Below are 25,530 nucleotides of genomic sequence, written 5' to 3'. Positions count from 1 at the left end.
TTATTTTGTATCAAAAAGTAGTTGCACTTCCCAAGTTTGTTAGTAACTTTTTTTTCATGATTTAAGAATAGTGATTTACTTATGACATTTTTCTATAATTTTGCGTGAGAAAATTTTATTGTGTGACGGAAAGGGGCACTTGTTTTCACTAGCTTTTTCTAGAACTTCTGTCAGATTTCTCTAACGTTGTGCCCAATCAGAATACGCTTGTCTGATCAATTCGATATAGCGCTAAGGGGCGTTAAATCAATTACTCAGCAAGCAAAGTTAAGTTTTTATTTATTCTCACTCAATTACAGCATGTCCAGATAGATTGCTCTACCAAATCCTTTAGGCGGTCTCGATCAATGAGGGGATTACTAATGGAAAGGATAAGTCATTTTCTTTAAAAAGGTTTAAATTCAAAATCCGATTGTCAGCACAGAAAATCTATGCTACTATTTCGTTAACTTTTAATCTTTATTTGGTTAACCAGATGTAACGAACAATAAAAGAAATTTAAAATAGTGCATCCGGAAGAAGAATTGGATTAGGTCAATAAACTTAATATAGAGGAATGTGAAGTGTGATATGGATAAAAAGATGAAATCTACAAGGGAATTTGATGTAAAAATATTGACAAAAATGGCTTTATTTTTAGCCTTAATCATCGTTTCTGGGATGATTGCTATTCCTGTCCCAGCTATTGGAGTTCCAGTTGTTTTACAGAATATGATTATTATGTTGACTGCTGGATTTTTAGGCAAGAAATATGGAACAATCACGATTGGCATGTTTTTAGCCTTAGTATTTATGGGTGTGCCAATCCTTTCTGGCGGTCGTGGTGGCTTAGCAGTTTTATTTAGTCCTAGTGGCGGTTTTTTGATTGGATTTTTACTTTGCGGTTTTATAATTTGTCCCATGTTGGAAAAAATTGGTAGTGACACTTACTGGAAAATATTATTAGCTTTTATCGTAGGTGGTGCCTTGTTCATCAATATTTTGGGGAGCTTCACTTTAGCTTATTTTAGTCATCAGTCTTTGTGGATAGGGTTAAAAATGGCAGCTTTTTTTGTTCCAATCGACATTGGAAAATCGATAATCGCGGCTATTATTTACCAACGACTAAAAAAATATACTGTTTCTGGAGAAGCTAAATGATTCCTTTTTCCAATATATCCAAAGAAAAAACAGCTATCATTTATCATGAGCAATTCATTAATTATGGGAAACTACAACAAATGAGTCGTTCTTATCAGAAAAAAATTCAAAAAGAAGAAGAACGGATTGTTTTTATTCCTATGGATGAGTGTCCGGAAACCGTTTATAAATTAATTGCTTGTATCTTGGCAAAAAAAATTTTTGTTCCTATTTCAAATCAAAGACCAGAAGAACAGGTAAACAAACTTATAGGTGAATTTTCCTCTTCTATTTTATGGACGAAAGAAATTTGTCATTTTCAAACAAATAATAAGCCCATCTTATTTCCAGAAGACACACTTTTTATCGGATTTACTTCTGGAACAACGGGAGAGAGAAAAGGGTTTATTCGTAATCAAAAAAGCTGGCTTAACAGTTTCAACATTTTTCATTCAGTCCCCGTTTTTGCAAAAAAAAACTATGTGACCTGTTTGACGCCACTTCATTATTCATTAGGTCTTTATACATTGTTACAAACATTATGTTCAGGACAAACTTATTTATTAGGAATAAGAAAAATAAGTAGTCTTGCATCAAATCCGGCTGTTCTCAATGATAGTCAAATTTTCTCAGTACCGACGGTTTTTAACTATTGGATTGAAAAAATGGAGAAGCCAATGTTTGGCACATTTGATGTGATTTTGGGTGGGGAATCAGTCACAGAAAATCAAAGAAAAACGTTTGCCTCTAAATGTCCTGAAGCAAGATTATTTGATTTTTATGGAACATCAGAAACAAGTTTTATTAGTTACAATGATCAGCAGCTTCCAGAAAGAAATTGCCTAGGCAATTTCTTTCCTAAAGTGCAAGTGACGATTCTAGACGCTGACGATTCGATTGGAGAAATTGCTGTGAAAAGTCCCATGAATTTTCAAGGCTATTTAAATAATGGACAGATCATCTTAGCAGAGGAAACGATTAAAACTGGAGATTTGGGGAAATATGAAAAGGTTCTTTTTTACTTTGGACGTAAAGATAAACGTATTAATCGAAAAGGAGAAAAAATATTTCCTGCTTATCTGGAAAAAATAGTCTTACAGCTACCCCAAATTAAGGATGCTTTGATATATGGTGTGTCTGACCCAGAATTGGGCGAACGTGTTTTGGCGGAGGTTGTTTGGAAAGATGAACCTCTTGCATTGAGTGCAATTAATGAATTTATCAAAGCAAACAGTTATCGAGAAGGTAAAATTGATACCTTACTTTCAGTCCAAGAAATTCAATATAACGAAAGTGGAAAGAAAAAAAGATCTATACAGGAGAAATAAAATGGAACGAATCTATATAATCGATGGTGCAAGAACACCTATTGGAAAATATGGTGGTATGTTTTCTGAAGTATTACCCGAACTGTTAGGGGGGACATTATTAAAAAAATTACTGAATCGAAATGAATTAACTAGGGTGGATGAGGTAATTACTGGCAATGTCATTGGCGGTGGAGGAAATGTAAGTCGTCGAATTTCTCTGGTATCGGGTTTAGATATCACTGTCCCCGCATTTACTATAGATCGCCAATGTGCTTCAGGATTGGAGAGTATCTTAGTCGCCACTGCAAAAATTAAAAGCGGAATGGCTGAGTGTATTGCCTGTGGTGGTGTGGAAAGTACTAGTCGTGCTCCATGGATGATTGAGCGACCCACACGTCTCTATGGTCGCAATCCATTCATTTTAGAACGCGCTCCTTTAAGTATTCCAGAATACGGAGATCCTGCAATGGGAATTGCTTGCGAAAAATTAGCTGAAGGTCTACAGATTGATCGTTTGAAGCAAGATCAATATGCTTATGAAAGTCAAATGAACTATCAAAAGGCTAAATCAGCCAAGGTATTCTCAAAAGAAATTATTTCTTTCAATCAATTTCATGAAGATGAGTGTCCTAGACCTAAAACAACGATTGCTAAATTAAGTGCTTTACCCTCGGCCTTTTGTCAAGGAGGGGCGTTGACTGCCGGGAACAGCTCTCCCCTAAGTGATGGGGCAGCTTTTTTACTTCTCGCTAGTGAACGTTATTGTCTAGAACATCAATTGAATCCTCTATTCGAAATTATTGATGGGGCATCAATTGGTGTTTTGCCTGAAAAATTTGGTTTAGGGCCAATTTATGCTACTGAAAAACTGCTCAAGAAAAATGAAATGACCTTGTTAGATATGGATCGGATTGAATTAAATGAAGCTTTCGCAGCACAAGTTTTAGCATGTTTTCAATTAGAAAAATGGCCAGAGAATCGCGTAAATGTATCTGGAGGTGCCTTAGCCTATGGTCATCCTTTTGGTGCTACAGGGACTATCTTGGTCAGGCGTTTAATGAGTGAATTACAACAAAAAGACCATCTAAAAAAGGGACTTGTGACGATGTGTGTGGGTGGTGGACAGGGAACGACTTTAATGCTTAGGAAGGTAAGTTCACAATGAAAGTCAGTAAAAATATTTTAATTGGGAAAGATGAAATAGCTGAATATAAAGCCATAGTTCATTACGAAGGAAAAGAATGGCCCAAGTCTTTCCTATTGACATTGTGGCGCTATTTTTCTGTTTCAGAATTAGAAAAATACGAGCACTTATTAGTAGAACAAACTGTCGTTATCAAAAAGAAAATCATATTAGACCAAACTTATGAAGTTACACTTGAAAAAGTAGAAGTTCAGCAAAAAACGAGCATTGCTTTTTGGACTTACTTATTAACGATTAAAAAGGAGGGGATTTTCTATGGAGAATGCCAAACCAAGATCTATGTTCGGACTGCTGGGAACCTTTAGTTTTTCTCTGACAGACTTACAAAAATATCAAGAATTTTCTAAGGATAAGAATCCTGTTCATAATACAGGTGTGGTGTTTGGAATTCAATTAATGGCTCGAATTGAAGGCTTGATTGAAAGAAAATTGAACCTAAATGTCACTGGAAAATATACTTATTATTTTTTAGAAAAGGTCATGGTTGGCGAAGAAATAAGCGTATATTTAAGTGATAACCAACAGTTCGAGGTGTGGTCTTTCAATAAAAAAATAGGAGAAGGTGTTTTTGAACATGAATAAAGTCGCGTTAATAACTGGAGGTACAAAAGGAATCGGCCGTGGATTAGTAGAGACCTATTTGCTAAATGGCTATTCTGTAGCTACTTTCTCAAGTGAAAAAATCAATACCGAATTATTAAGAGAAACCTATGCAGATTTTCCCGAAGACAAGTTGCACGTAAAAACATTAGATATTCGTAATGAAGACTTAAGTCGGAAGTTTGTTCGAGAAGTGATTGAAAAATTTGGCCGAATCGATACATATATTTTTAATGCCGGTATTTGCCAAGACAAATCTTTTGGAAAGATGACAGGAAAAGACTGGACAGAGGTCATTTCCGTGAACTTTACGAGTGCTTTTGGAATGACTCAAGAGGTCTTTCGACAAATGAAAAAGCAAACAGGACGGAAAACAATCTTTTTTATGACCTCTTTATCTGGTTTGGAAGGAGCTTTTGGTCAAGCCAATTATGCAGGGAGTAAAGCAGGGTTAATTGGCTTAAGTAAAAGCCTAGCTATAGAAGGAAAAAAATATGAAATCGAAGTAAATGCTATTTCTCCGGCAGCTTTGACAGATATGACAAGCCCAATTATCGAAAAAATGACTCAAAACTGTAAGAACACGGGAGAATTGTTCCCAGACGATTGGAAAATAGGTTCTCCTAAAGAAGTTGCCCAAAGTATTTATGCGCTTTCTAATTATAGTAAGCTGGGTACAGGAAAGATTTTTTCCCTTAATGGATTGAAAATCGAAGTTTATAAACCAAATGCGAAAGTATCGTTTTCTATGGAGAAAGAGAATGATTAAAGACTTATTTGATTTGAAGTATCCAATTATTCAAGGGGCAATGGCTCAAGTTTCTTATTCTTCATTAGTAGCAGCGGTTTCAAATCAGGGAGCTTTAGGCACCTTGTCTTCTTATGGACTTACTGGAGAACAATTAAAAAAGGAAATCCAACAGGTGAGAGAAAAAACAACACGGCCTTTTTCCTGTAACGTAATGTTACAACAAGTGAATAGCGATGAATTAATCGAAGTAATTCTTTCTGAGAATATCCCTATTGTGAGTCTTAGCGCTGGATTTAAACCAGGTCTTATTCAAAAATTGCAGGAAAATAACAGAAAAGTTATTTCGGTTGTAGGTAGCAAACGCCAAGCAACAAAAGTAATTGACAGTGGGACAGATTGTATTGTCGTGGAGGGAAATGAAGCAGGGGGCCATATTGGAAATACGAAACTGGAAACTTTACTTTTAGATACCTTAGCGATGACTAAGATACCAGTTGTTGCAGCTGGTGGCATCATGACAAATAAAGACATACAACAGAAATTGCAAGTAGGAGCGGCAGGCGTTCAATTGGGGACTGTTTTTCTGCTTAGTCAAGAGTCTTCATTATTAGAAAATAGTAAAAAGTTATTGCTGAGTAAAAAGATCAAATCAGAGATATTTACAAAATCTAGTGGGAAAAAATTTCGGGCAGTAAGAGTAAAAGAGAACTATCTACCATGTGGAATTGGCATTGATAGGATGAATCAAATTCTTACTGTTTCTGAGATTATTAAAAAGCTAAAATAGCTTAAGGTAACAAAGCAATCAATGTTTTAATAACGGTGTGCTCCCGATAAAAAAGTACAAAGGAATCAAAAAATTTATGATAGATTAGATGCTTTTGAAAAAATGACTAAACTTATATCATGAAAAGTAAAAGATATTACCGCTATTTAAAGAATATATTTTGAAGAGCCACAGAGTATTGACGGAGAAATAATTGATAGTTGCGGAGTGAAGAAGCAAGATGGATTGTATGCATAAGGAAGATAATAGTTTCTTGTGAAGATTCCCAGTAAAAAAACTACTGTTTCGGAGCCACCTTTTCAAGCATGTGCTTACTTGCTTACGAAAAGGACAGGCTCTTTTGTTCGTCCTATTCATATTTTTTTAAAGATGATAAATAATACATATGATGAAACAATATTTTTATTTTAAAAATCAGATATAATAAAGATGGAAAAGAAAGGTGCGAGTCTATCATGGAAATCAGATTACTAAAGTACTTTTGGACCGTAGCACAGGAAGGGAATATTTCTAGAGCGGCTAAATTATTGAACATTACGCAACCTACTTTAAGCAGACAAATTCGTGAATTAGAGGAACAGGTGGGAATGCCGCTGTTTCAACGAGAAAAAAACCAGCTCTATCTTTTGCCGGAAGGTGTTTTTCTAAAAGAACGAGCAGAGGAGATTCTTCAGCTAAACGACAAATTAGAGCAAGCTTTTTCCAATAAGAAAAAGAAAGAATTGACAGGAACAATTGTAATTGGCTGTGTCGAGGCGGATAATTCTGATACGGTGGCGATGATGTTAGAAGAAATGGTCAGCGATTATCCCAATGTCCACTTTACTATTGTAACAGGAACAAGTGATGATATTAGCGATCGTTTGGAAAAAGGTCTGGTCGATTTAGCTGTGCTATTAGAACCAATTGCGCTTAAAAATACAAAAGTTTTAAAATTACCACGAGAAGAAAAATGGGGATTTTTAGTTTCAAAGGAGTTAGTCATCTCAAATAATGAAAAAATAAAACCAGAAGATATCGCTGGGTTACCTATTTTGTGTTCTAATCGGATGGAAATTCAAAAATTATTGAGTACTTGGAGTGGCACCGCTCTAGAAAACTTAAACATAGTTGGAAATTTCAATTTGATTTTTAATATTTTTTCACTGGTAGAAAATAAAGTAGCTACCGCTCTCACAATTGAAGGGGCTGTTTCCAAAAGACGGCTAGAAAATTCAGTATTTATCCCTATGGAACCAGAAGTGAAGACCAACTGTGTGTTAGTGTGGAAAGAACGGATTCAAACACCGGTTATTCAAGAATTTATTTCTCGTTTCAAACATGCTTTTGGGGCATAGAGGTATATGTAATAAGCATTAGACGCAAATAAAAACGAGTTGTACGATGAATTTATCAATCGTACAACTCGTTTTTATTTGGAAGTAGGAATTTGGCAGTTTGAAACCCAAGAATCATTGGCTCATAAAATTGTTGAATGTTTGAATGGAGGAAACAAACATGGTGAAACATGAAGAAGTGAAAAATGGTGTAATCTTTCCAATTGGCGAAAAAAATGATGCTTATGCGCAATATTTTATTGGACAAAGTTACTTACAAGGATTAATTTCTGATCCAAAAATTAGCGTAGGTGTAGCCAATGTGACTTTTGAACCGGGCTGTCGGAATCATTGGCATATTCACCATGATGGATTCCAATTATTACTCGTAACTGGAGGAGAAGGTTGGTATCAAGAAGAAGGAAAATCTGCAAAACTTTTAAAAGCTGGTGATGTGATCACGACACATGACGGTATTAAACATTGGCACGGAGCAACGAAAGATAGCTGGTTTGAGCATCTTGCAATTACTGCCGGCACTCCAGAATGGTTAGAACCAGTGGACAATCAATGGTATGAAAATTTAACTAAATAAAGGAGGAATACTCTGATGAAAAAGCAGACAGCAGGAAGAGAACAACTAGGTGAGTTTGCACCACAATTTGCAGCATTAAATGATGATGTACTTTTTGGAGAAGTGTGGGCAAAAGAAAACGAATTATCTGCCCATGATCGCAGCATGATTACTTGCTCCGCGCTTTTAGCATTGGGCGCTCCTCAGCTAGAAGCTCATCTCAAAATTGCCAAAGAAAATGGTGTCACAAAAGAAGAAATCACAGCGTTGATTACGCATCTGGCTTTCTATGCTGGTTGGCCTAAAGCGTGGAGCGCCTTTTCAATGGCAAAAGAAATATTTGGCAGTTAAATTTAAAATAATCGTCAAACTAGAAATTTAAAGGAGAAAAAATAATGATTTTACAAGAAAATTATCTGTTAAATAATGGGATGAAGATACCTAAAGTTGGATTTGGCACGTGGATGATTGATGATAAAGTCGTAGCCCAAGTAGTAGGAGATGCCTTGGCATTAGGGTATCGCCATATTGATACGGCTCAGGCTTACGGAAACGAGCGTGGAGTTGGAGAAGCAATTCGAGATTCTGGAATTGATCGTTCAGCTATTTTTTTAACAAGTAAAGTAGCTGCTGAGCATAAAACGTACAATACAGCAGCAAAATCAATCAATGAATCTTTAGCAAGACTAGAATTAGAAACAATTGATCTCATGATTATTCATGCCCCTCAACCATGGGATGAATTTCGAGAAGCAAATTATGATGAAGAAAATATTGAAGTCTGGCATGCGTTAGAAGAAGCGGTGAGAGAAGGAAAAATTCGCTCCATTGGATTGTCCAATTTCAACCAGCATGATATCGAAAATATCTTAAAACATGCAACAATAAAACCAGTAGTCAACCAGATTTTAGCACATATCTCAAATACCCCATTTGGCCTCATTGATTTTTGTAAGAAAAACGATATTTTGATTGAAGCTTATTCTCCTGTGGGGCACGGTGAATTAATGAAAAATGTGGAACTAAAAGAGTTAGCTGAAAAGTATCAAGTTTCGGTTCCTCAACTTGCGATTCGTTATTGTTTGGAACTTGGTCTGTTACCTTTGCCAAAATCTGCCAATAAAGAACATATTAAAATGAATGGAGAACTTGATTTTAAGTTGTCAAGTAAAGATCTGGAAAAGTTAAAATCAGTCAAAATGATGGATGACTATGGTGAATCAAGTAATTTTCCGGTTTATAGTAAAAAATAGAGTGTTCATTTTTTGTTGCAATCATATTTTGATGTCTCTAAATTATTGGTTGATACGTTGTTTTCAAATCAGTTTATTTTTTCTAATGAAGTAAGGCTACTTTCAATAGATATCGAAATTGAATGTATGTTCTTTCTAGATAAAAAAAGAAAAGCCCTGAGGCTTTTCTTTTTTTTTCATTAAACGGCCGCTTTAAATTTAGCCGCTTTCTCAAATGAAACTAGTGGGCTAAAATGAACCTCAATTTCTCCGTTCTGATTTAAACCAAAGTGAGCAGTACAGTCCATTGATTTTCCAGGAGCAACAGAACCCATAGTGTTATCATTTGGATATGTCGAAGCTTTTTTATTGTCAGGACCGTAAACTTCAACATCCATGCCAACAGGTAAGTCTTCATCACCGTTATTTGTCATTGTATAAGTAATCTTAACTACTTGAGCTGGCTGTGTTTCATCAAATTGATTTCGTTCATCTGTAAGTTCAACTGTATTTAAAGTATATTCAGCATCGCCAACTTTAACGGTATCACCAACGTTGTAGAAATTTTCTGTTTCTTCTTTTGAAGCAGATGTTGAAGAAGAAGTTTTCTCGACTTTTTCTCCACCGTTCTTGCTGGCAGCTTTTTTATCATTTCCACCGCCTAATGCACCACCAACGATAAATACAACAATCACTACTAGAATCCAAAACCAAACTCTTTTATAGAATGGCTTTTTCTCTTTCATAACGTATGTTTTACCATCTTCACCTGTAACTTTGTTCTTTGCCATTTTTTCTCCTCCAAAAATATATTACTCCCGTTTATAGGCAGGCAGCGATAGTCGCCTTTATAATTAAAGAAGTACATACAATTTAACTTTCCCCACAAAGTTTTGAATATAATTCTTAACTACCAAAATTAAATTGAAAAGCTATATACTGATTTTAAAAGACAATTGTAGAGAAAAAATGTAACTTTCCTTATCACTATCATTTTTTAACTCCCAGAATAGGGCAGTCGAGTCGGAACATCTTTAGTATGTTGTTTTTACTCAGGTAAAAGAGTTTATGCCATATACGATACTAACCTTTGAATCATGCAATTGTTCAAGTTCAACTAGACTTTTTAGCTGCCCGTTCAAGTGCCTAGTTTATATCTAGCAAGTAATCAGTAGTAACTTCAAAAATATCGGCAAGTTTTTGAAGTTTTTCTGTAGTGACTTTTCTTGGAACGCTTTCAATCTTATTTCTAACAAATTCTTTCCTGATTCAGTTTGAGTTCAACTCATTTACTTAAGTCAGATTATGTTATTGATTAAATCATGATTATCCATAAGTAAAAAGCCTACCAAGGTTGTTTTTTCCACAATTATTATACCATCAACATAAAAGGAAAAATATAAAAATATGATTTTTATACGGATATATCGATTTTTTTTTTTGAGTTTAATAGATGAAATTGTTGAAAAAGAAAAGTGACAGTCGTACGATATAGTGTTTGGCTTAATATTTTAAGAAAAATCCAATGATGTTATTTTCTTAAAATATAAATCAAAAATTATCATTTTATAGATTCTAACGGTTATAGGTTCAAACATTTCCTTGAAGTGTTTGATTAAGAAAAGTATCGGCGAAGGTTTCATATAGATTGTGAAGATTTGAAACAATTTCTTGAACATTTGAGTGATTGATCATTACCTTCGAATAAAAATAAAATTTGGCTATGGTTAATATTAAGTGCCATGAACCGTAGTAACCTAAAAATACTGACAAAGTTGTCCGATTAGTTGATAGGATAACTATTGGATGGTGTTTCAAGTTTCACTAAAGAGCTTCTTGTTTTGGCTCCTCAACTGAGTGTTCAAGAGGTCATAGTTGGTTTGAATATTCTCTCATCTTATATACAGGTAAAATAACATTAATCTAAAAAATTCTTTTTGATCTGATAAGCATTTGCTAATGACTTATTAGTAGATCAAAAAGAATTTTTTTATTCTTCCGAAGGTAAAACTTGGGCCAAAACTCGGCTCAGATCATCGGCACTGGTTCCATCATCGTTAATCAACCATTCCTCGACTGTTCCCAGAACACCTCTGACAAAATAAGTGAAATAGTATTCAAGCAATCGTGGATCGTCTTCATGGTATCTAGTGGCAAAACTCTCAATGGCTACCTCGTGGACCTCTTGAAAAATAGCTTTGATTAGATGACTATTCTGATAATTACGGGTCAAAATAGAAGAAAGTGGTTGTGCTTCTTTTAAGATAGTGATTAGTCGACTTAGCCATGACGCCAACTCTTCATCACTGTCAATTTTAATTAAGGGAAGGATTTTTTCGATAAGTTGTGCTTCGATTTGGTGGAAAAGATCTATCGTATCTGTGTAATAATTGTAGAAAGTCCCGCGATTCACATCTGCTCTTTTACAAATATCGGTAACAGTAATTTTTTGGAGTTCTTTTTCGGACAACAATTCCAAAAAAGCTTCTTTGATTATCTTTTTTGTATAAATAGTCCGACGATTATTTTTGATTCCAGCCATGAGCATACATCCTTTCATTTTTCATTTATTGAACAATTCAATATTTTTTGTCTACTCAATGACAACTCCAAGATCTTTGCATATTGTCATGAGTTCTTGAAACGATTATACTAACAACAAAGTATATAATCAACAGGGTGTTGAAAACATGACGAGGTGAATAAACATGAGCTATATTGAAGTGAAAAATGAGTCTAAACGATATCAAATGGGAGATACAACCATTACAGCTAATAATGACATCAGTTTCTCAGTTGAAGAAGGTGAATTAGCTGTGATTTTAGGTCCTAGTGGTGCTGGTAAATCAACGGTATTAAATATCCTAGGTGGAATGGACACTCCTGATGAAGGTCAGATTATCGTTGATGGGATGGATATCGCCAATTTTAATAACCGACAATTGACAGAGTTTCGGCGAACGGATGTAGGATTCGTCTTTCAGTTTTACAATCTAGTTCCCAACTTGACTGCAAAAGAAAATGTAGAGTTAGCTACTGCTGTATCACCAGACGCCTTAGATGTGGAAGAAACGTTACGCCAAGTTGGCCTTGGTGAACGAATGAAAAATTTTCCAGCTCAGCTTTCCGGTGGGGAACAGCAACGGGTAGCAATTGCCCGTGCGTTGGCAAAAAATCCTAAAATTTTACTCTGCGATGAACCGACAGGAGCGCTTGATTATGAAACGGGAAAACAGGTGTTGACGTTGTTACAAAATGTAGCTAAAAAACAAGGTCGGACGGTACTTTTAATTACTCATAACTCGGCAATCGCACCTATAGCAGATCGAATTATTCGGATCAATGATGCTAAAGTCCGCTCCGTGGAAATTAATAAAAATCCATTGCCTGTGGCTGAGATTGAGTGGTGAGGTTATACAAATGAAAAATCTCTATATTCGTAGTATCTTTCGAGATATTCGTCAAAGTCTAGGACGTTTTATCGCGATCATTTTGATTATTTTCATGGGTGTCTTATTATTTGTAGGAATCAAGTCTATTGGACCGAATCTTGAAAAAACTGTCCAAGAATTTGTTACTAGCCATAACGTTTCGGATTTGCAAATTCAAGGAACAGCTGGTCTGACAAATGAGGATTTGGCTATTGCCGAAAAAGTTGCGGGCGCCAAGGGAGAACTAGGCTATAGTTTTCCTTATGTGGAAGAACAGCAAGATCGTAATTTACAGATTTATTCTTATGCTAAGGATAAAAAGCAAAATAAACTGACGCTACTGCAGGGAAGTTATCCCAAAAATAATCAGCAGTTGTTGATGGATGAGAGCTTAAAAGAACAATACCCCCTGAACAGTAAGATCACGATCAAAGATAACCAATTAAAAGATGAGACTTTTACAGTCACAGGTTATGTGGCTTCTCCCATATATGTGGATAAAAAAGAACGCGGCGTTACGACTGTGGGAGATGGGATGATCGATGGTTACGTCTATTTACCTGAAACAGCTTTTGCTAGTGAAACCTATTCTATTTTGTATTTGCGTTTCTCCGATTTGAAAGAGACAGACATGATGTCCGATGTTTATAAGAAACAGATGATCGATAACGAGGAAAAATTACAAAAACTTTTTGATGAACGCAAAGAGCCACGAAAAACTGAGTTACAAGATATGGCTAATGAAGAGATTGTCAAAGGAGAGCAAGAGTTACAAGAAAATCAACAAAAACTGGGTGATGGGCAAAATGAACTGAACACAGCGAAAGAACAGTTGAGCAGTCAACAACAACAGTTGGAACAACAAAAAGCACAACTTGAGATACTTTACGGTCAAACTGTCGCTGATAACCAGTTAGCCTCAGCACAAAGCCAACTGGAACAGGCAGCCACAACACTTGCTGAAAAACAGGATGAGCTTACGGAAAACCAACAAAAATTAACAGAAGCGCAAGCGAAGATTGACGAATCGAAAAAAGATGTCGCAGCCATTAAAACACCCAACTACATTCTGACTCAAAGAAGTTCAAATCCTGGTTTTACAGAATTTACTAGTCTATCTGACCGAATTGATGCGATTGGAAATGTTTTTCCAGTTTTTTTCTTTTTGATTGGCATCTTGATTACATTTACTACTATTACACGTATGGTTGAAGAAGACCGAAAAGAGATTGGTACTTTGAAAGCGTTAGGCTATCGAAATAGTGAAATCTCACAGAAATACTTATTGTACGCCTTAATGACAGGGACTATCGGAACGGTTTTTGGAGTTATTGTGGGAACGAAAGGACTGCCACCTGTTGTTTTCACTATGCTGAAGAAAAATTATGTTTTTGAAAACTACCCGACTGATTTTTGGCCTTGGCCGATTTTAGTGGCAATACTTGCGGCTCTTTTTGCAACCGTTGCAGCCACTATTTATATCTTGATCAAAGATTTACGGGAAAAACCTATGGCGCTTTTGATGCCTAAAGCACCAAAGCCCGGAAAAAGAATTCTTTTAGAATACATTACACCTTTATGGAGCCGATTGAGTTTTAACCAAAAAGTGACGTACAGAAATCTTTTCCGCTATAAAGCTCGAGCAATTTTGACGATTCTTGGGATCGCAGGCTGTATGGGCTTAATGGTTGCTGGATTTGGTTTACAAGATTCTATTGGTGGTGTTGTGGATGTTCAGTTCAAGCAACTGAATCACTTTCAAGGAATCATTACTTTGGAAGACGAAGCAAATGTCCAAAAGGCGAATAAAGTGCTAACTGCTGATGACAAAGTCAAAGAAAGTATGAGTGTTTTTGCTGATCAAGTGAAATTTAAAAAAGAAGGGGCCAGTGATCTAAGTGCGTCGTTGTACGCGTTTAAGAATACGGATCGTGCCAAAGATTATTTCACCTTGAAAAAAGCGAATAAAAAAGAAGCTGTAAAGATTACCGATGATGGCGCAGTTGTCACGGAAGGTATTGCGAAAGCTTACGATGCTAAAATAGGCAGTAATTTGACGATTCAAGATAATGAAGGGAAAAAAATGAAGATAAAGGTTAGTGGAATCGTAGAAAATTACCTTGGTAATACAATCTTTATGGATCAAAATTACTATCAAAAAGTAACTGATAAAGATTTCACTGAAAATACTGTACTCTTCAAAAGTCATGAGATGTCTTCTCAAGAGGAAGAAAAATTAGCAAATCAATTGCAAGACACTAATCAAGTGACAACAACGACTTTTATGAGTACGCAAGCAAGCAAACAAGCTTTTGCTAGTGAGAATTTACGACCAGTTGTCTTGATTTTTATCGTTTTGTCAGGCACGTTAGCTTTTGTTGTTTTGTTTAATCTGACGAACATCAATGTGTCGGAGAGGGAACGAGAGTTGGCAACAATCAAAGTTTTAGGTTTCTTTGACGGAGAAGTTACGATGTATATCATTCGAGAGAACGTTATCTTTACTCTGGTAGGCATTTTATTAGGATGCGGTGTTGGCAAGGTCTTGACCTGGTTCATTATTACGATGGCTAGTGCCGATAATATGGCTTTTCCACTTTTGATTCCGGGAATGGGTTATTTCGTTTCGGGCGCATTGACGGTCATCTTTTCTGCTATCGTGATGTTTATCACCCATAAAAAGTTAAAAGAAATTGATATGATTAGTGCTTTGAAATCGAATGAATAAAAGTAAAAAGTTTTGTAAGTAGCTATTAAGTCACTTACAAAACTTTTTTTGTAACGTAAAGTTGCGTTTAAAAAAGCAAAAATGTGTGAGTGCTGGATTGGTTATGAATGAAGGACATCAGATAAATTAATTTGATACAAAATAAATCTTTTAGGTTTTAAACAGAAGTTCATCTGTTACTTGGAAGAACTTAATCAAGTTAATAACATAAATACAAAAAAGAATTGCCAGTTTAATTATAGGCTGCTGGACTGACAACAGTAGAAAGATACACTTTGACAGAATCAGAAGTAGCACACCTGCCTGTTCTTTTAAAGTCATTCACTACAAATTCGTCTGTTTATGGTCTCATTTTTGATCAAATATAAATTTTTTCTAAATGATTTCATAAGCAACTCTAAAGAAAATTCGTTTTTTTACGATTTATTTTGATATTCCTTGAAAAAAAAAGTAAGCTTTTTATGAAATTAAATAAATATAAGTAAACTTGTTAGGTGAGGCTCCTAAACAAACACAGGCTATTGCGCAGAAACGTCGAAAGACGCCAATGTGTAAAATAGGAATTGTCGGATTAAGGCTTTTCATAAAATAGCTAAGAGAAATTCTTTACGTTGTTTAGTGCTAAAACTCAGACGATGAGATTAATTGTGTGGGACACCAGATTTGTTAGTTTTTTTAGCTAACGTTTGGTGTCCTTTTTTTGAGGCTATTTACTGTTTCTCTCCCGTCTTAACCAAGTGCTTAAAAAGGAGAGAGAACATTGTGAGAAAAAGAAAAACGATCGACTGGCTATTATTATTGCCCTATTTGGGAGTGAGTGTAGTCGGGCTCTTACTTGTGTTCAGTGCAAGTTCGTACAGACTGACAGCTGAGGGGCAAAATGCATTATCGCTATTTTATAAACAAGCTATTTTTATGGGGATGAGCTGGTTTGTGATTGCGGGAATCTATCGGCTAAAAAAGAAAATTTTATTAAAAGGATTCCTTGCCAAAAGTCTGCTAGGCTTGGGAATCGTTAGTTTGATTTTGGTTTATGTCATTGGCGTAAATATCAACGGAGCACAGCGATGGGTTTCATTAGCTGGTATTCAATTTCAGCCTTCTGAAATAACGAATGTAGCATTGATTCTTTATCTGGCGTATTTTTTTCGGATTGAACGGACGAAGAAGGAAATGTGGGTACCTTATGTTTTAGTTTTATTTAGTGGACTATTGATTTTATTTCAACCAAAAGTGACAGGAGCAATCATTCTTTGGGGAATCGCACTAGTAATCATTACAACAGCACAATTGCCTTATCAAGTTTCAATTGGCCTTTTTCTAGCAACAATTGCAGGAGTTGCAGTGGTAGGTGGAATGATCCTTTTTCTAGGTAATCATGATCTTTTACCAAATTTGTTCATGCATACCTATGACCGTATTCAGTTAGTGAGAGATCCATTTTTAGATCCGTATGGAAAAGGATTTCAGATGAGTAACTCCTATTATGCGTTATATAATGGTGGCTTCTTTGGTCGAGGGTTAGGAAATAGTATTACAAAAAAAGGTTATCTACCAGTGGCAGAAACAGATTTTATTTATTCGATTTTAGTAGAAGAACTGGGAATGATCGTCGGACTAATTGTTTTAGGACTTCTTTTTTTAATCATTCTTCGATTGTTTATGTTAGCAGCAAAAGAAACCAGTCAACAAATTAGTCTGATTTATTTTGGCGTTGGCACTTTGTTGCTCTTACAAACGAGTATCAATATTGCAAGTATCTTAGGGCTGATTCCGATGACTGGAATTCCACTACCGTTTATCAGTTACGGAGGAACAAGTTATTTGTTCTTATCGATTGCTTTAGGAATCTGCCTAAAATTTTCCTCGGAGGTAAGTGTAAATGATCAAGCGTTTGAGCAACGAGTTTAACTATTCTCTGTTTTTGCCGATTTTCATTTTTTATTTGATGAGTATAGGAGTGCAAGCGATAGCTGCTGATTTGGATGGGGTTGATGTCAGGCGTGTTATTCTAAAGCAAACGATTTTTTGTCTTGTCTCGTTTATCCTGCTAGTTGTCACCAGCAGGATTCCTGTATCAACCTTACTAAGATATGCACCGATTTTGTATGTGTTATCACTTGGATTAATGGCTCTCTTATACTGGTTTTATGATCCAGCAATGTATGCTTTAACAAACACAAAACGGTGGTTGCGAATTGGCTCGTTTTCTTTTCAGCCTTCTGAGTTGATGAAACTAAGTTTTATTCTTTTTATGGTACGGCTGACAGTTAGTTATGAAATGGAATGGTCTCAAAAAAATTTAACTAGAGACTTGAAAAGTGATTTGCGTTATTTAGTCAAGATTGCTATGTACAGTTTGCCAACCTTTTTGTTGATGTTTATGCAGCGAGATTTTGGAACGAGTTTAGTCTTTATTGCAATCCTAGGTGCGTTGTTTATTATTGCTGGCGTGCATTGGAAAATTTTGACGATTATTACAGGTATCGGTGCAACATTAGGTAGTACATTGTTAGTTCTGGTGTTCAGCGAATGGGGAAACAAGTTACTTTATTCCTTACATTTTAAGACCTATCAATTAGACCGTGTTCGTGCTTGGATTGATCCATTTCAATATAGTGACACGATTGCATATCAGCAAGTTCAAAGTCTTTATGCGATTGGTAGCGGTGGATTATTTGGACGTGGGATTAGCGGAATCTCTGTGTATGTGCCAGTTCGAGAATCAGATATGATCTTCACTGTAGTTGGTGAGGGCTTTGGTTTTATGGGCGCGGCATTCGTCGTTTTTCTGTATTTCTATTTGTTTTATCAAATACTTTCTGCGGCTTTGAGAACCAATAATAAAGCGAACCTTTACCTTGCAGTGGCGTTTGTTTTTGGATTGATGTTTCAAATTTTTGAAAACATCGGCGCAGCAATTGGTATTTTACCACTAACTGGGATTCCATTACCCTTTTTAAGCCAAGGCGGCACTTCGTTGATTGTGCTGGGAATTGGGCTGGGCGTCACGATGGGATTCAAGAAAAAAGAGCTTGTTATGAACAAAATAAAAGAATAAAAAGTGAGGATACTTTATGCGAAAGAAATTGTTTTTAAATAGCACTGTTGCATGGATTTTACTAATCATTGTTACAACAGGGGTTATGATGAATGCATCATGGCTTAATCATGTGGATCAAATCTTCATCCAATATCGATTACCAGACAATACTTATGTAACTGTTTTTGTAGGCATGTTAGCGAAAGTGGCAACAATTGTTCCAATGGTACTCATTTTTGGTGTAATAGCAATTTTCTTACTAAAAACGAATCGCAAATCATTAGCAATCTGGTGTTTTGGAAATCTTATATTGGTTAGTGGTATTGGTTATGTCTTAAAACAGTTGATCCAAAGGGCACGCCCAGATCAATTACAATATCTTGCACGTTCTTCTTATAGTTTTCCGAGTGGTCACTCCGCGTTGATCATGACATTTATTTGTTCCATGATTGTGGTTTATGCTTTCAGTAGTCAAAAGATTCCTCTATCAATCAAGCTGGGTTTCTGTTTCTTATTCGTTATGATTGCTGGTGGTCGCATTTATTTGGGTGTCCATTATTTCAGTGATGTTTTTACTGGATTGTTGCTTGGATACGGTACTACTTTTGGAACAGCCGGACTTTTTTATCCATACTTGCGACAAGAAACATTAACTATTCAACAAACTAAAAAAGGTCATTTTTCAACGTGGCAAAAAATTTTACTAAGTCTTGTTACTGTTCTAGTTATCATTGTTTCTGGTTTGAGTGTCTTTGCTTTGCGCTTTTATCACAGTAGTCAAAAGATGGCAGACTCAATGTATTCGCCCGTTGAACGAAAAGGAAATACAAAGGCACCAGAAGCTTCAGAACCAATGAGTATTTTGCTGTTGGGAATTGCGAATGATTCGAAAAGAAAAACCGACTACAGGGCAAATACAATAATGGTGGCAACCTTGAATAATCAGACAAAGAAGACAACTTTAGTCAGTATTCCACGAGATTCGTTTGTGGAAATCGTTGGAGCAGATTACGAGGATAAAATCAATCATGCACATTCAATTGGCGGACCAGAAATGATTATGAATACGGTTGAAAAGTTTTTAGACATTCCAATTCATCACTATGTGTCGGTCAATATGGACGGGTTGCAGACACTGGTAGACGCAGTGGGTGGAGTCACTGTGGATAATGATTTTGCTTTTTCGGCTGAAGGAATTGATTTTCCAAAAGGGAAGCAACATTTGGATGGCTGGGAAGCCTTACAATATTCGCGAATGCGTTATGAAGATCCTACAGGTGATTATGGGCGTCAAGGTAGACAACGAGAAGTAATGGAATTGTTGATCGACAAAATGTTATCAACGAAAAGCGTTTTTAGTTATCAGAAAATTATGGACGGTATTGGAGAGAATGGGAAGACGGATCTGACCTTCGATCAAATGCAAAAAATCTTAACAGGTTATTATTCTTGCTTAACAACTATTGAAAGTGAACAAGTCCAAGGTGAGGGCTTTACGGGAGATGGAATCACTGGAAATGATGGAATATCTTATCAAAGAATACCAGAAGAAGAAGTCCAAAGAGTAAAAGATTTATTGCATAAACAATTGAACATGTAAGGAAGAAATTTTAGCAGAGGTCAGTGAATAAAAAGTAATTTCTTAAATTCCCCACGAAAAAGCTAGGTAACGCCTATCTTTTTCGTGGGAATTTTATTCAGTAGATAACTTTATTGATTAATGAAAGGAATCTAGACTAACTCTCAATAATTAAAAATAAAGCCCCAAATAAGTTTCAATCAATAAATCAGCTTGAAGCATTAGTGCAGAGCGAGAAGTAATGTCATAGTTTTCATAAATATTTGTTGGCATGGAAGAGCTTAGCGTAACATCAGTTAACTTAGCTAGCGTACTATTACCATTATTCGTAATAGAAAATAGATCAACTCGTTCAACGTAGTTCATCTTTTTTACGGCTTGAATAATTGTTTTTGTTTCACCGCTCATCGATAAAAAGAGAACAATATCATCTTTTTTGGTAAACGTTGGCATCAACTCAATCAGATGTGATTCATAGGTATAAAGTGTGGACTTATTTAGCTGTAAAAATCGCTTGGCGACGTACTCTGCAATCGGCTTTGTTATGCCAACGCCGGCAACATAGAGTGTGGAAGCGCCGTGGATTTTTTGCGCAATGTACGTTAATTTGTCTAAATCGGTACCGGTTATCACTGCATCTAGATAAGAGCGGTATCGTTCAGCCAGATCCTTTTGCGGAACAATTTGTGTGTCGCTGACAATTCTTTCTACTAAGTATTTAAAATTGGAAAAGCCATCTAGCCCAAGCTTTTTGGTCATTCGAATAATCGTGGTATTTGATGTGTTTAATTTCTCAGCAATTTCAGATAAAGTAAGTTTTTTTACTAGATTAGGATGTTCGTCCAAATAATAAAAAACATATTTCTCAGTTTCAGATAGATTTCCAATATCAGTTACAAAATAATTTTCAATAGCACCCATTTTGTATCTCCCCCTTGACGTATAATTATACGCTTTCTGAACTTTTTTTAATACGGTTTTGTGATATAACTGTGTTTGTAATAAATGAAAGGGCTTTTAATTATTTATTGAGGTGGATTTATGATAACAGAAAAAATAGCAGCACATCTAGAAAAAATATACACAAGTAAGCAGGATCTCGATCAAGCGAATCAACTTTTTACTGATTTATTAGAAAAATACGCTACGAAAAAATTTACTGAAAATCCAGCAATCGATCAATCAAATGCATACCTAATCACTTATGGTGATAGTTTTCAAAATGGTAATGAAAAAGGACTAAAAGTGTTAAGAGAGGTAGTCCAGACATATCTGGATGACAGTATCACAGATGTTCATTTGCTACCTATGTTTCCATTTACCTCAGATGATGGTTTTTCTGTGACGGATTATTTAACAATCAATCCAGCGCTGGGTGATTGGGATGACATCAAAAAGTTAGCGCAGAAGAAACGTTTGATGTATGACTTTGTTGCTAACCATATGTCGGCTAAGAGTGAATGGTTCAAAAAGTTTTTAAACAATGACATAGGTTTTGAACAAAGTTTTGTTGAGTATCAAGAAGAGTTTGATACCACAAATGTTACTAGACCAAGAACTTCTCCGTTGTTCCATGAGTATTCAACTGATAAAGGAGAAAAGAAGAAGGTTTGGACCACATTTAGTGACGATCAAGTGGATGTCAATCCAAAAGATCCAATCATGTTAGCACGTTTGTCCGAAGTCTTACTTGAATATACGTTTCGTGGTGCGTCGTCCATTCGTTTAGATGCCATTGGTTTCTTATGGAAAGATTCGGGAACGACTTGTATGCATTTACCCAAAACACATGAAATCGTAAAAATGTGGCGAACACTCTTGAATCACTTTTCACCAAATACACAAATTATTACTGAAACAAATGTCCCTCACAAAGAGAACATTTCGTATCTAGGTGATGGTCATAATGAAGCGAATCAAGTGTATCAGTTTCCATTGCCGCCGTTAGTTCTGTTTTCGTTTATTCAAGAGAATACACAAAAGTTAGCTGAGTGGGCGAGCACAATCCATGCTCTTTCAGATGAAGCAACGTTCTTTAATTTTTTGGCTTCACATGATGGGATTGGGATGCGACCAGTGGAAGGAATCCTAGATGATACCGAGCGAGAAACAATTGTTGAACGAGTGTTGAACAATCAAGGGAAAGTTTCGTATAAGAGTAATCCTGATGGGTCACAAACAGTTTATGAATTGAATATCAATTATGGCGATGCGTTACGTTCGTCAGAAGATACAGATCAACTCGCAGCCAAAAAGTTGATTGCCGCACACAATATTTTGCTTTCCTTTGTAGGCGTCCCCGCAATTTATTATCATTCCATCTTTGGTTCGCGTGGGGATTTACAAGGTGTTGAGGAATCAGGTATTAATCGGCGAATCAATCGACAAAAAATTGAGACAAAACAATTAGCTACGGAATTAGACATAGATTCTTATCGCAAAACAGTTTATGAAGGAATCACGAGACTGCTGAAAGAGCGTCAGAATTATGAAGCATTTTCTCCGTATGGGGAACAGGAAGTACTACATTTAGATGAGCAAGTGTTTGCACTCAAACGAACGGCTAAAGATGGCTCTGAAATTATTTCTTTGACCAATGTAACTGGTACTGAAAAAATAGTCGAAGGCTTAAATGGAATCAATGTTCTAACTCAGACAGAAGTGGACAACAATTTTATATTAGCACCATACGGCATTGCTTGGATCAAAGTTGGTGAACAACAATGAAGGTTCTCATAGCTATTGATAGCTTCAAAGGAAGTGCTAGCTCAATTGAACTGAATCGTGCTGTTGCTGAAAAATTGAATCAACTTGATTTTGTGGAAAGTACAACAGAAATTGCGATTGCAGATGGTGGCGAAGGTACATTAGCAAGTGTTCAGCATTCTTTAAACGGGGAAATTTTAGAAATACCAACGATTGATCTAATGGGAAAACCAATCAATGCCAAAGTGCTTAGTTTTAGAGCAGAGGGAAAACGGCAGGCACTAATTGAGTCTGCTGATACGATGGGTTTGGACTTGATTAAACCAAGTGCTGAAACAGTCAAAGCTGCTTCGTCAAAAGGGCTCGGGTTACTGATTAAAGAAATAGAGCAACGTGGTTTTCAAAAAGTGATTATCACATTGGGCGGATCGGGCGTTACTGATGGTGGCTTGGGATTGCTGAAAGAATTTGGTGCGACATTTCTTGACAGGCAACAAAACGATTTAGAAGAGGGAAACTTATTACTGGATGCCAGCGAAATTGAAATTTCAACAATCAGATTCCCCAACATACCAATTATTGTGGCAAATGATGTAACCAATCCTTATTTTGGTAATCAAGGGGCATTTCAAGTGTTTTCTCAACAAAAGGGCGCAACAGCCGAACAGATACGGCAATTAGATGCAAATGCAGAAAAATTGAGTCAAACGATTCTCAAAGAATTAAACATTGATTTAGCAACTTTGCAAGGTGCAGGAGCTGCCGGCGGCTTGGGAGGAGCACTGGCTATTCTTGGAGCAAAAATGGACGCAGGATTTAAATTGGTTACGGAGTTGATTGACTTTGAAGACAGGCTGAAAACAGCAGATGTGGTGGTGACCGGCGAGGGAAGTATCGATCAACAGAGTTTGTTTGGTAAAGTACCTTTTGCTATCGCAGAACTAGCTAAGAAGTATCAGAAACCAGTGATTGCTATTTGTGGAAAAAAAAGTATAACTAATAATGAATCTTCGCCATTTTCTGGAATTTTTTCGATTCAAACAAAGCCAATTTCTTTACCGGATGCGATGGAGAAAGCAACAACCTTGAAAAATGCTGCTGAATTGGTATCTGAAATTTTTATTACTGCTTTTCAACTATCAAAAAATGGAGGAATAGGACATGGATTTAAGTAGTATTACAAATGAATCATTGATTTTTATTCATCAAAGTTGGCAAACACAAGCGGAAGTCTTCAATCACTTGATTGATGCTTTTGTTCGTAATGACATCGTTACTGATAAGGAAGCTTTTTTAGCAGCTGTCCGTGAAAGAGAGGCTATTTCTGAAACTGGAATGGAGAATGGTTTTGCTATTCCACATGGTAAATCAACAACTGTTTCAAAAGTAGCCGTAGCCATTGCTACTTTGGACAAAGCGATGCCGGCAGGAGCTTGGCCGTCAATTGACCCATCAAATCAAGTTGAGCTGATTTTCTTGCTAGCCATTCCAGACGCTGAAAAAGGACAAACTCACTTGAAAATTTTATCTGAGCTAAGCGTGAAATTAATGGATCCTGTCTTAGTAGACCAACTAAAAAAAGCAAGGACAAAAACAGAAATACTGCAATTATTATCGAATCAAAACAGCGAAATGGAGGAAGTAGTCCCAATGACAGCGAAAAACATCTTAGCTGTAACTGCGTGTGCGACCGGCATTGCCCATACTTATATGGCAGCTGAAGCATTACAAAAAGCGGCTAAAGAAAAAGGAATCACGATCCATGTAGAGAAACAAGGTGCTAATGGCATCGAAGACGGAATTACACCAGAGATGATTCAAGCTGCAGATGGCATAATTTTCGCAACGGATATTGCACCAAAAGGTAAGGAACGTTTTAAGGGGCTTCCCTATATTCAAACAAAAGTTGCAGAACCATTGAAACATGGACCTGCGATGATTGATCGATTGATTACGACACCCGACGGTAGAGTCAAAGCAGCCGACGATCTGTCTAGTAGTGATGCTAGTTATGGACCAAAAAAAGATTCCGTAATGAGTACATTGATGCAAGCAGTTATGACTGGTATTTCATACATGATTCCAATCTTAGTTGCGGCAGGTGTAATGATTGGGATTTCGCAAATTGGTGCTAGTTTCTTCGGATTGAGTAAAGAAATCGGTAACGCCGAAATGGCTACAAATGCAAATCAACTCATTGTCTTACTTCACTATATTGGGCTTACGGGAAACATGACGATGCGTTTTATGTATCCAATTTTCACAGCATTTATGGCGTATTCAATTGCTGATCGCCCAGCACTAGCTTCTGGTTTTATTGGTGGTGCATTTGCCGCAGGGTTACATCAAACTTTATGGGGTGTAGAAGGTGGCATTCCTTCTGGCTTCTTTGGCGCATTGATCTTAGGAGCAGTTTCCGGCTATGTTTGCAAATTCTTGAATGAACATGTGAAATTACACAAGAATTTACAAGCGATGAAACCAATGTTGATTATTCCTGGTCTATCCATTTTGGCAGTCTTCTTTGTCAATTATCTCTTGGTCGACCCAGTATTTGGTGGATTGAATGGTTGGCTACAGCAGATGGTTATGCAATATCAAGATTCTGGTAAAGTAGTGCTTTCAACAATCATTGCTTGCTTAACAGCGTTTGACTTAGGCGGGCCAGTGAATAAAGCAGCCGGTGCAGTTGCAATCGGAATGGCAGCTGATCAAATTTTCCCATTGACACCAAGAGTATTAGCGATCGTAATTCCACCAATCGGTATTGGTTTAGCAACTATTTTAGATAAATATATCGTTGGTCGTCGTGTATTTGATGATAATTTACGCGTAACAGGCCGAACATCATTGGTTCTTGGTTTTCTAGCAATTGGTGAAGGCGCAATTCCGTTTGCTTTGCAAAATCCATTGATCACGATTCCTATCAATATGATTGGCGCATCAATTGGGGCAGTTTTAGCTGTTGTTTTAGGAGCAGTTCAGTGGTATCCACTTCCTGCAGTTTGGGGTTGGCCACTGGTTGAGAACTTTTGGGCATATGCTGTCGGTTTGATTGCCGGCGTTTTATTCATCGCCTTAGGAAATATCTTTATTCGATTTTATTTGATTAAGAAAAAAGAAGCGAAAAAAGCTTAAAAGTAGGGGAAA

General features: G+C 36.4%; 22 protein-coding genes and 1 riboswitch. Of the genes, 19 read left to right on the top strand and 3 right to left on the bottom strand.

Annotated features, from left to right (window positions below; translation table 11 throughout):
- The first annotated feature begins 582 nt into the window (after nucleotides 1-582).
- The 11 genes from RV17_RS12175 to RV17_RS12125 all read left to right on the top strand — a co-directional run bounded on the left by RV17_RS12175 (nucleotide 583) and on the right by RV17_RS12125 (nucleotide 8,914).
- Nucleotides 583-1,140 carry a biotin transporter BioY gene (locus tag RV17_RS12175; protein WP_071869346.1) on the top strand — a complete coding sequence of 186 codons (558 nt, stop codon included), beginning with the start codon at nucleotides 583-585 and terminating at the stop codon, nucleotides 1,138-1,140.
- Complete coding sequence (locus tag RV17_RS12170) at nucleotides 1,137-2,447, top strand: AMP-binding protein (RefSeq protein ID WP_071869345.1); 1,311 nt, start codon at nucleotides 1,137-1,139, stop codon at nucleotides 2,445-2,447. Before RV17_RS12175 ends, RV17_RS12170 begins: the two co-directional genes overlap by 4 nt.
- Nucleotide 2,448: 1 nt before the next feature.
- Nucleotides 2,449-3,594, top strand: coding sequence for a thiolase family protein (locus RV17_RS12165; RefSeq protein WP_071869344.1), 1,146 nt, complete (start codon nucleotides 2,449-2,451; stop codon nucleotides 3,592-3,594).
- Entirely contained in the window at nucleotides 3,591-3,938 is a 348-nt protein-coding gene (locus RV17_RS12160; protein ID WP_067481818.1) for a hypothetical protein, read from the top strand. The genes RV17_RS12165 and RV17_RS12160 overlap by 4 nt, the downstream gene beginning before the upstream one ends.
- Nucleotides 3,889-4,215 (top strand): hypothetical protein, encoded by a 327-nt coding sequence (locus RV17_RS12155; protein ID WP_143139943.1) that lies wholly within the window; start codon nucleotides 3,889-3,891, stop codon nucleotides 4,213-4,215. Before RV17_RS12160 ends, RV17_RS12155 begins: the two co-directional genes overlap by 50 nt.
- The gene (locus tag RV17_RS12150) at nucleotides 4,208-5,002 is read left to right on the top strand and encodes an SDR family NAD(P)-dependent oxidoreductase (protein WP_143139942.1); all 795 of its coding nucleotides are present in this window, start codon (nucleotides 4,208-4,210) and stop codon (nucleotides 5,000-5,002) included. Before RV17_RS12155 ends, RV17_RS12150 begins: the two co-directional genes overlap by 8 nt.
- Nucleotides 4,995-5,771, top strand: a complete 777-nt coding sequence (locus RV17_RS12145) for an NAD(P)H-dependent flavin oxidoreductase (protein ID WP_071869341.1) — start codon at nucleotides 4,995-4,997, stop codon at nucleotides 5,769-5,771. Before RV17_RS12150 ends, RV17_RS12145 begins: the two co-directional genes overlap by 8 nt.
- Nucleotides 5,772-6,226: 455 nt before the next feature.
- On the top strand, nucleotides 6,227-7,108 hold the full coding sequence (locus RV17_RS12140) for a LysR family transcriptional regulator (protein WP_067481826.1): 882 nt from the start codon (nucleotides 6,227-6,229) through the stop codon (nucleotides 7,106-7,108).
- Nucleotides 7,109-7,268: 160 nt separating this feature from the next.
- A complete protein-coding gene (locus RV17_RS12135; protein ID WP_067481828.1) occupies nucleotides 7,269-7,682 on the top strand; it encodes a cupin domain-containing protein in 414 nt (137 codons plus the stop codon).
- A 15-nt stretch (nucleotides 7,683-7,697) separates the two neighbouring features.
- Nucleotides 7,698-8,012 carry a carboxymuconolactone decarboxylase family protein gene (locus tag RV17_RS12130; protein WP_071869340.1) on the top strand — a complete coding sequence of 105 codons (315 nt, stop codon included), beginning with the start codon at nucleotides 7,698-7,700 and terminating at the stop codon, nucleotides 8,010-8,012.
- A gap of 44 nt (nucleotides 8,013-8,056) precedes the next feature.
- Nucleotides 8,057-8,914: an aldo/keto reductase gene (locus RV17_RS12125; protein WP_067481832.1), complete on the top strand. Its 858-nt coding sequence runs from the start codon at nucleotides 8,057-8,059 to the stop codon at nucleotides 8,912-8,914.
- Nucleotides 8,915-9,093: 179 nt separating this feature from the next.
- Here the strand turns inward: RV17_RS12125 and RV17_RS12120 are convergent, their stop codons facing one another.
- Both RV17_RS12120 and RV17_RS12115 read right to left on the bottom strand, forming a co-directional pair.
- Nucleotides 9,094-9,684 carry a DUF4352 domain-containing protein gene (locus RV17_RS12120; RefSeq protein ID WP_071869339.1) on the bottom strand — a complete coding sequence of 197 codons (591 nt, stop codon included), beginning with the start codon at nucleotides 9,682-9,684 and terminating at the stop codon, nucleotides 9,094-9,096.
- A gap of 1,199 nt (nucleotides 9,685-10,883) precedes the next feature.
- Entirely contained in the window at nucleotides 10,884-11,435 is a 552-nt protein-coding gene (locus tag RV17_RS12115) for a TetR/AcrR family transcriptional regulator (protein WP_067481836.1), read from the bottom strand.
- 166 nt (nucleotides 11,436-11,601) lie between these two features.
- Between RV17_RS12115 and RV17_RS12110 the strand changes: the two genes are divergently transcribed.
- From RV17_RS12110 to RV17_RS12090, 5 genes are all read left to right on the top strand, one after another.
- Nucleotides 11,602-12,303 (top strand): ABC transporter ATP-binding protein, encoded by a 702-nt coding sequence (locus RV17_RS12110; RefSeq protein ID WP_071869338.1) that lies wholly within the window; start codon nucleotides 11,602-11,604, stop codon nucleotides 12,301-12,303.
- Between the two features lie 10 nt (nucleotides 12,304-12,313).
- Nucleotides 12,314-15,052 (top strand): FtsX-like permease family protein, encoded by a 2,739-nt coding sequence (locus RV17_RS12105; RefSeq protein ID WP_071869337.1) that lies wholly within the window; start codon nucleotides 12,314-12,316, stop codon nucleotides 15,050-15,052.
- Between the two features lie 479 nt (nucleotides 15,053-15,531).
- A riboswitch (M-box (ykoK) riboswitch) is annotated at nucleotides 15,532-15,699 on the top strand.
- Nucleotides 15,700-15,814: 115 nt separating this feature from the next.
- The gene (locus RV17_RS12100) at nucleotides 15,815-16,963 is read left to right on the top strand and encodes an FtsW/RodA/SpoVE family cell cycle protein (RefSeq protein ID WP_071869336.1); all 1,149 of its coding nucleotides are present in this window, start codon (nucleotides 15,815-15,817) and stop codon (nucleotides 16,961-16,963) included.
- A complete protein-coding gene (locus tag RV17_RS12095; protein WP_071869335.1) occupies nucleotides 16,935-18,113 on the top strand; it encodes an FtsW/RodA/SpoVE family cell cycle protein in 1,179 nt (392 codons plus the stop codon). The genes RV17_RS12100 and RV17_RS12095 overlap by 29 nt, the downstream gene beginning before the upstream one ends.
- Before the next feature lie 16 nt (nucleotides 18,114-18,129).
- Nucleotides 18,130-19,695: a phosphatase PAP2/LCP family protein gene (locus RV17_RS12090; protein WP_067481846.1), complete on the top strand. Its 1,566-nt coding sequence runs from the start codon at nucleotides 18,130-18,132 to the stop codon at nucleotides 19,693-19,695.
- Nucleotides 19,696-19,845: 150 nt separating this feature from the next.
- On the opposite strand, the gene RV17_RS12085 is transcribed toward RV17_RS12090, so the two are convergent.
- Nucleotides 19,846-20,595, bottom strand: a complete 750-nt coding sequence (locus tag RV17_RS12085) for a MurR/RpiR family transcriptional regulator (protein ID WP_067481850.1) — start codon at nucleotides 20,593-20,595, stop codon at nucleotides 19,846-19,848.
- 120 nt (nucleotides 20,596-20,715) lie between these two features.
- On the opposite strand from RV17_RS12085, the gene RV17_RS12080 reads away from it, so the two are divergent.
- The 3 genes from RV17_RS12080 to RV17_RS12070 are packed head-to-tail and all read left to right on the top strand — an operon-like array spanning nucleotide 20,716 to nucleotide 25,518.
- Complete coding sequence (locus tag RV17_RS12080; RefSeq protein ID WP_071869334.1) at nucleotides 20,716-22,401, top strand: sugar phosphorylase; 1,686 nt, start codon at nucleotides 20,716-20,718, stop codon at nucleotides 22,399-22,401.
- The gene (locus tag RV17_RS12075) at nucleotides 22,398-23,555 is read left to right on the top strand and encodes a glycerate kinase family protein (RefSeq protein ID WP_071869333.1); all 1,158 of its coding nucleotides are present in this window, start codon (nucleotides 22,398-22,400) and stop codon (nucleotides 23,553-23,555) included. Before RV17_RS12080 ends, RV17_RS12075 begins: the two co-directional genes overlap by 4 nt.
- A complete protein-coding gene (locus tag RV17_RS12070; protein ID WP_071869332.1) occupies nucleotides 23,542-25,518 on the top strand; it encodes a fructose-specific PTS transporter subunit EIIC in 1,977 nt (658 codons plus the stop codon). Before RV17_RS12075 ends, RV17_RS12070 begins: the two co-directional genes overlap by 14 nt.
- Nucleotides 25,519-25,530 lie beyond the last annotated feature (12 nt).

Origin of the sequence: Enterococcus thailandicus (assembly GCF_001886265.1) — a bacterium.
Taxonomy (GTDB): domain Bacteria; phylum Bacillota; class Bacilli; order Lactobacillales; family Enterococcaceae; genus Enterococcus_B; species Enterococcus_B thailandicus.
Note: the sequence above shows the minus strand (reverse complement) of the source record. Positions and strands in the feature narration are given on the sequence as shown.

Excerpts from the sequence above, each read along its gene's own strand:
- RV17_RS12090 (WP_067481846.1), top strand. The coding sequence starts at position 18,130 with ATGCGAAAGAAATTGTTTTTAAATAGCACTGTTGCATGGATTTTACTA.
- RV17_RS12155 (WP_143139943.1), top strand. The coding sequence starts at position 3,889 with ATGGAGAATGCCAAACCAAGATCTATGTTCGGACTGCTGGGAACCTTT.
- RV17_RS12110 (WP_071869338.1), top strand. The coding sequence starts at position 11,602 with ATGAGCTATATTGAAGTGAAAAATGAGTCTAAACGATATCAAATGGGA.
- RV17_RS12080 (WP_071869334.1), top strand. The coding sequence starts at position 20,716 with ATGATAACAGAAAAAATAGCAGCACATCTAGAAAAAATATACACAAGT.
- RV17_RS12170 (WP_071869345.1), top strand. The coding sequence starts at position 1,137 with ATGATTCCTTTTTCCAATATATCCAAAGAAAAAACAGCTATCATTTAT.
- RV17_RS12135 (WP_067481828.1), top strand. The coding sequence starts at position 7,269 with ATGGTGAAACATGAAGAAGTGAAAAATGGTGTAATCTTTCCAATTGGC.
- RV17_RS12095 (WP_071869335.1), top strand. The coding sequence starts at position 16,935 with ATGATCAAGCGTTTGAGCAACGAGTTTAACTATTCTCTGTTTTTGCCG.
- RV17_RS12115 (WP_067481836.1), bottom strand. The coding sequence starts at position 11,435 with ATGGCTGGAATCAAAAATAATCGTCGGACTATTTATACAAAAAAGATA.
- RV17_RS12125 (WP_067481832.1), top strand. The coding sequence starts at position 8,057 with ATGATTTTACAAGAAAATTATCTGTTAAATAATGGGATGAAGATACCT.
- RV17_RS12150 (WP_143139942.1), top strand. The coding sequence starts at position 4,208 with ATGAATAAAGTCGCGTTAATAACTGGAGGTACAAAAGGAATCGGCCGT.
- RV17_RS12140 (WP_067481826.1), top strand. The coding sequence starts at position 6,227 with ATGGAAATCAGATTACTAAAGTACTTTTGGACCGTAGCACAGGAAGGG.
- RV17_RS12085 (WP_067481850.1), bottom strand. The coding sequence starts at position 20,595 with ATGGGTGCTATTGAAAATTATTTTGTAACTGATATTGGAAATCTATCT.
- RV17_RS12160 (WP_067481818.1), top strand. The coding sequence starts at position 3,591 with ATGAAAGTCAGTAAAAATATTTTAATTGGGAAAGATGAAATAGCTGAA.
- RV17_RS12070 (WP_071869332.1), top strand. The coding sequence starts at position 23,542 with ATGGATTTAAGTAGTATTACAAATGAATCATTGATTTTTATTCATCAA.
- RV17_RS12130 (WP_071869340.1), top strand. The coding sequence starts at position 7,698 with ATGAAAAAGCAGACAGCAGGAAGAGAACAACTAGGTGAGTTTGCACCA.
- RV17_RS12105 (WP_071869337.1), top strand. The coding sequence starts at position 12,314 with ATGAAAAATCTCTATATTCGTAGTATCTTTCGAGATATTCGTCAAAGT.
- RV17_RS12120 (WP_071869339.1), bottom strand. The coding sequence starts at position 9,684 with ATGGCAAAGAACAAAGTTACAGGTGAAGATGGTAAAACATACGTTATG.
- RV17_RS12075 (WP_071869333.1), top strand. The coding sequence starts at position 22,398 with ATGAAGGTTCTCATAGCTATTGATAGCTTCAAAGGAAGTGCTAGCTCA.
- RV17_RS12145 (WP_071869341.1), top strand. The coding sequence starts at position 4,995 with ATGATTAAAGACTTATTTGATTTGAAGTATCCAATTATTCAAGGGGCA.
- RV17_RS12175 (WP_071869346.1), top strand. The coding sequence starts at position 583 with ATGAAATCTACAAGGGAATTTGATGTAAAAATATTGACAAAAATGGCT.
- RV17_RS12165 (WP_071869344.1), top strand. The coding sequence starts at position 2,449 with ATGGAACGAATCTATATAATCGATGGTGCAAGAACACCTATTGGAAAA.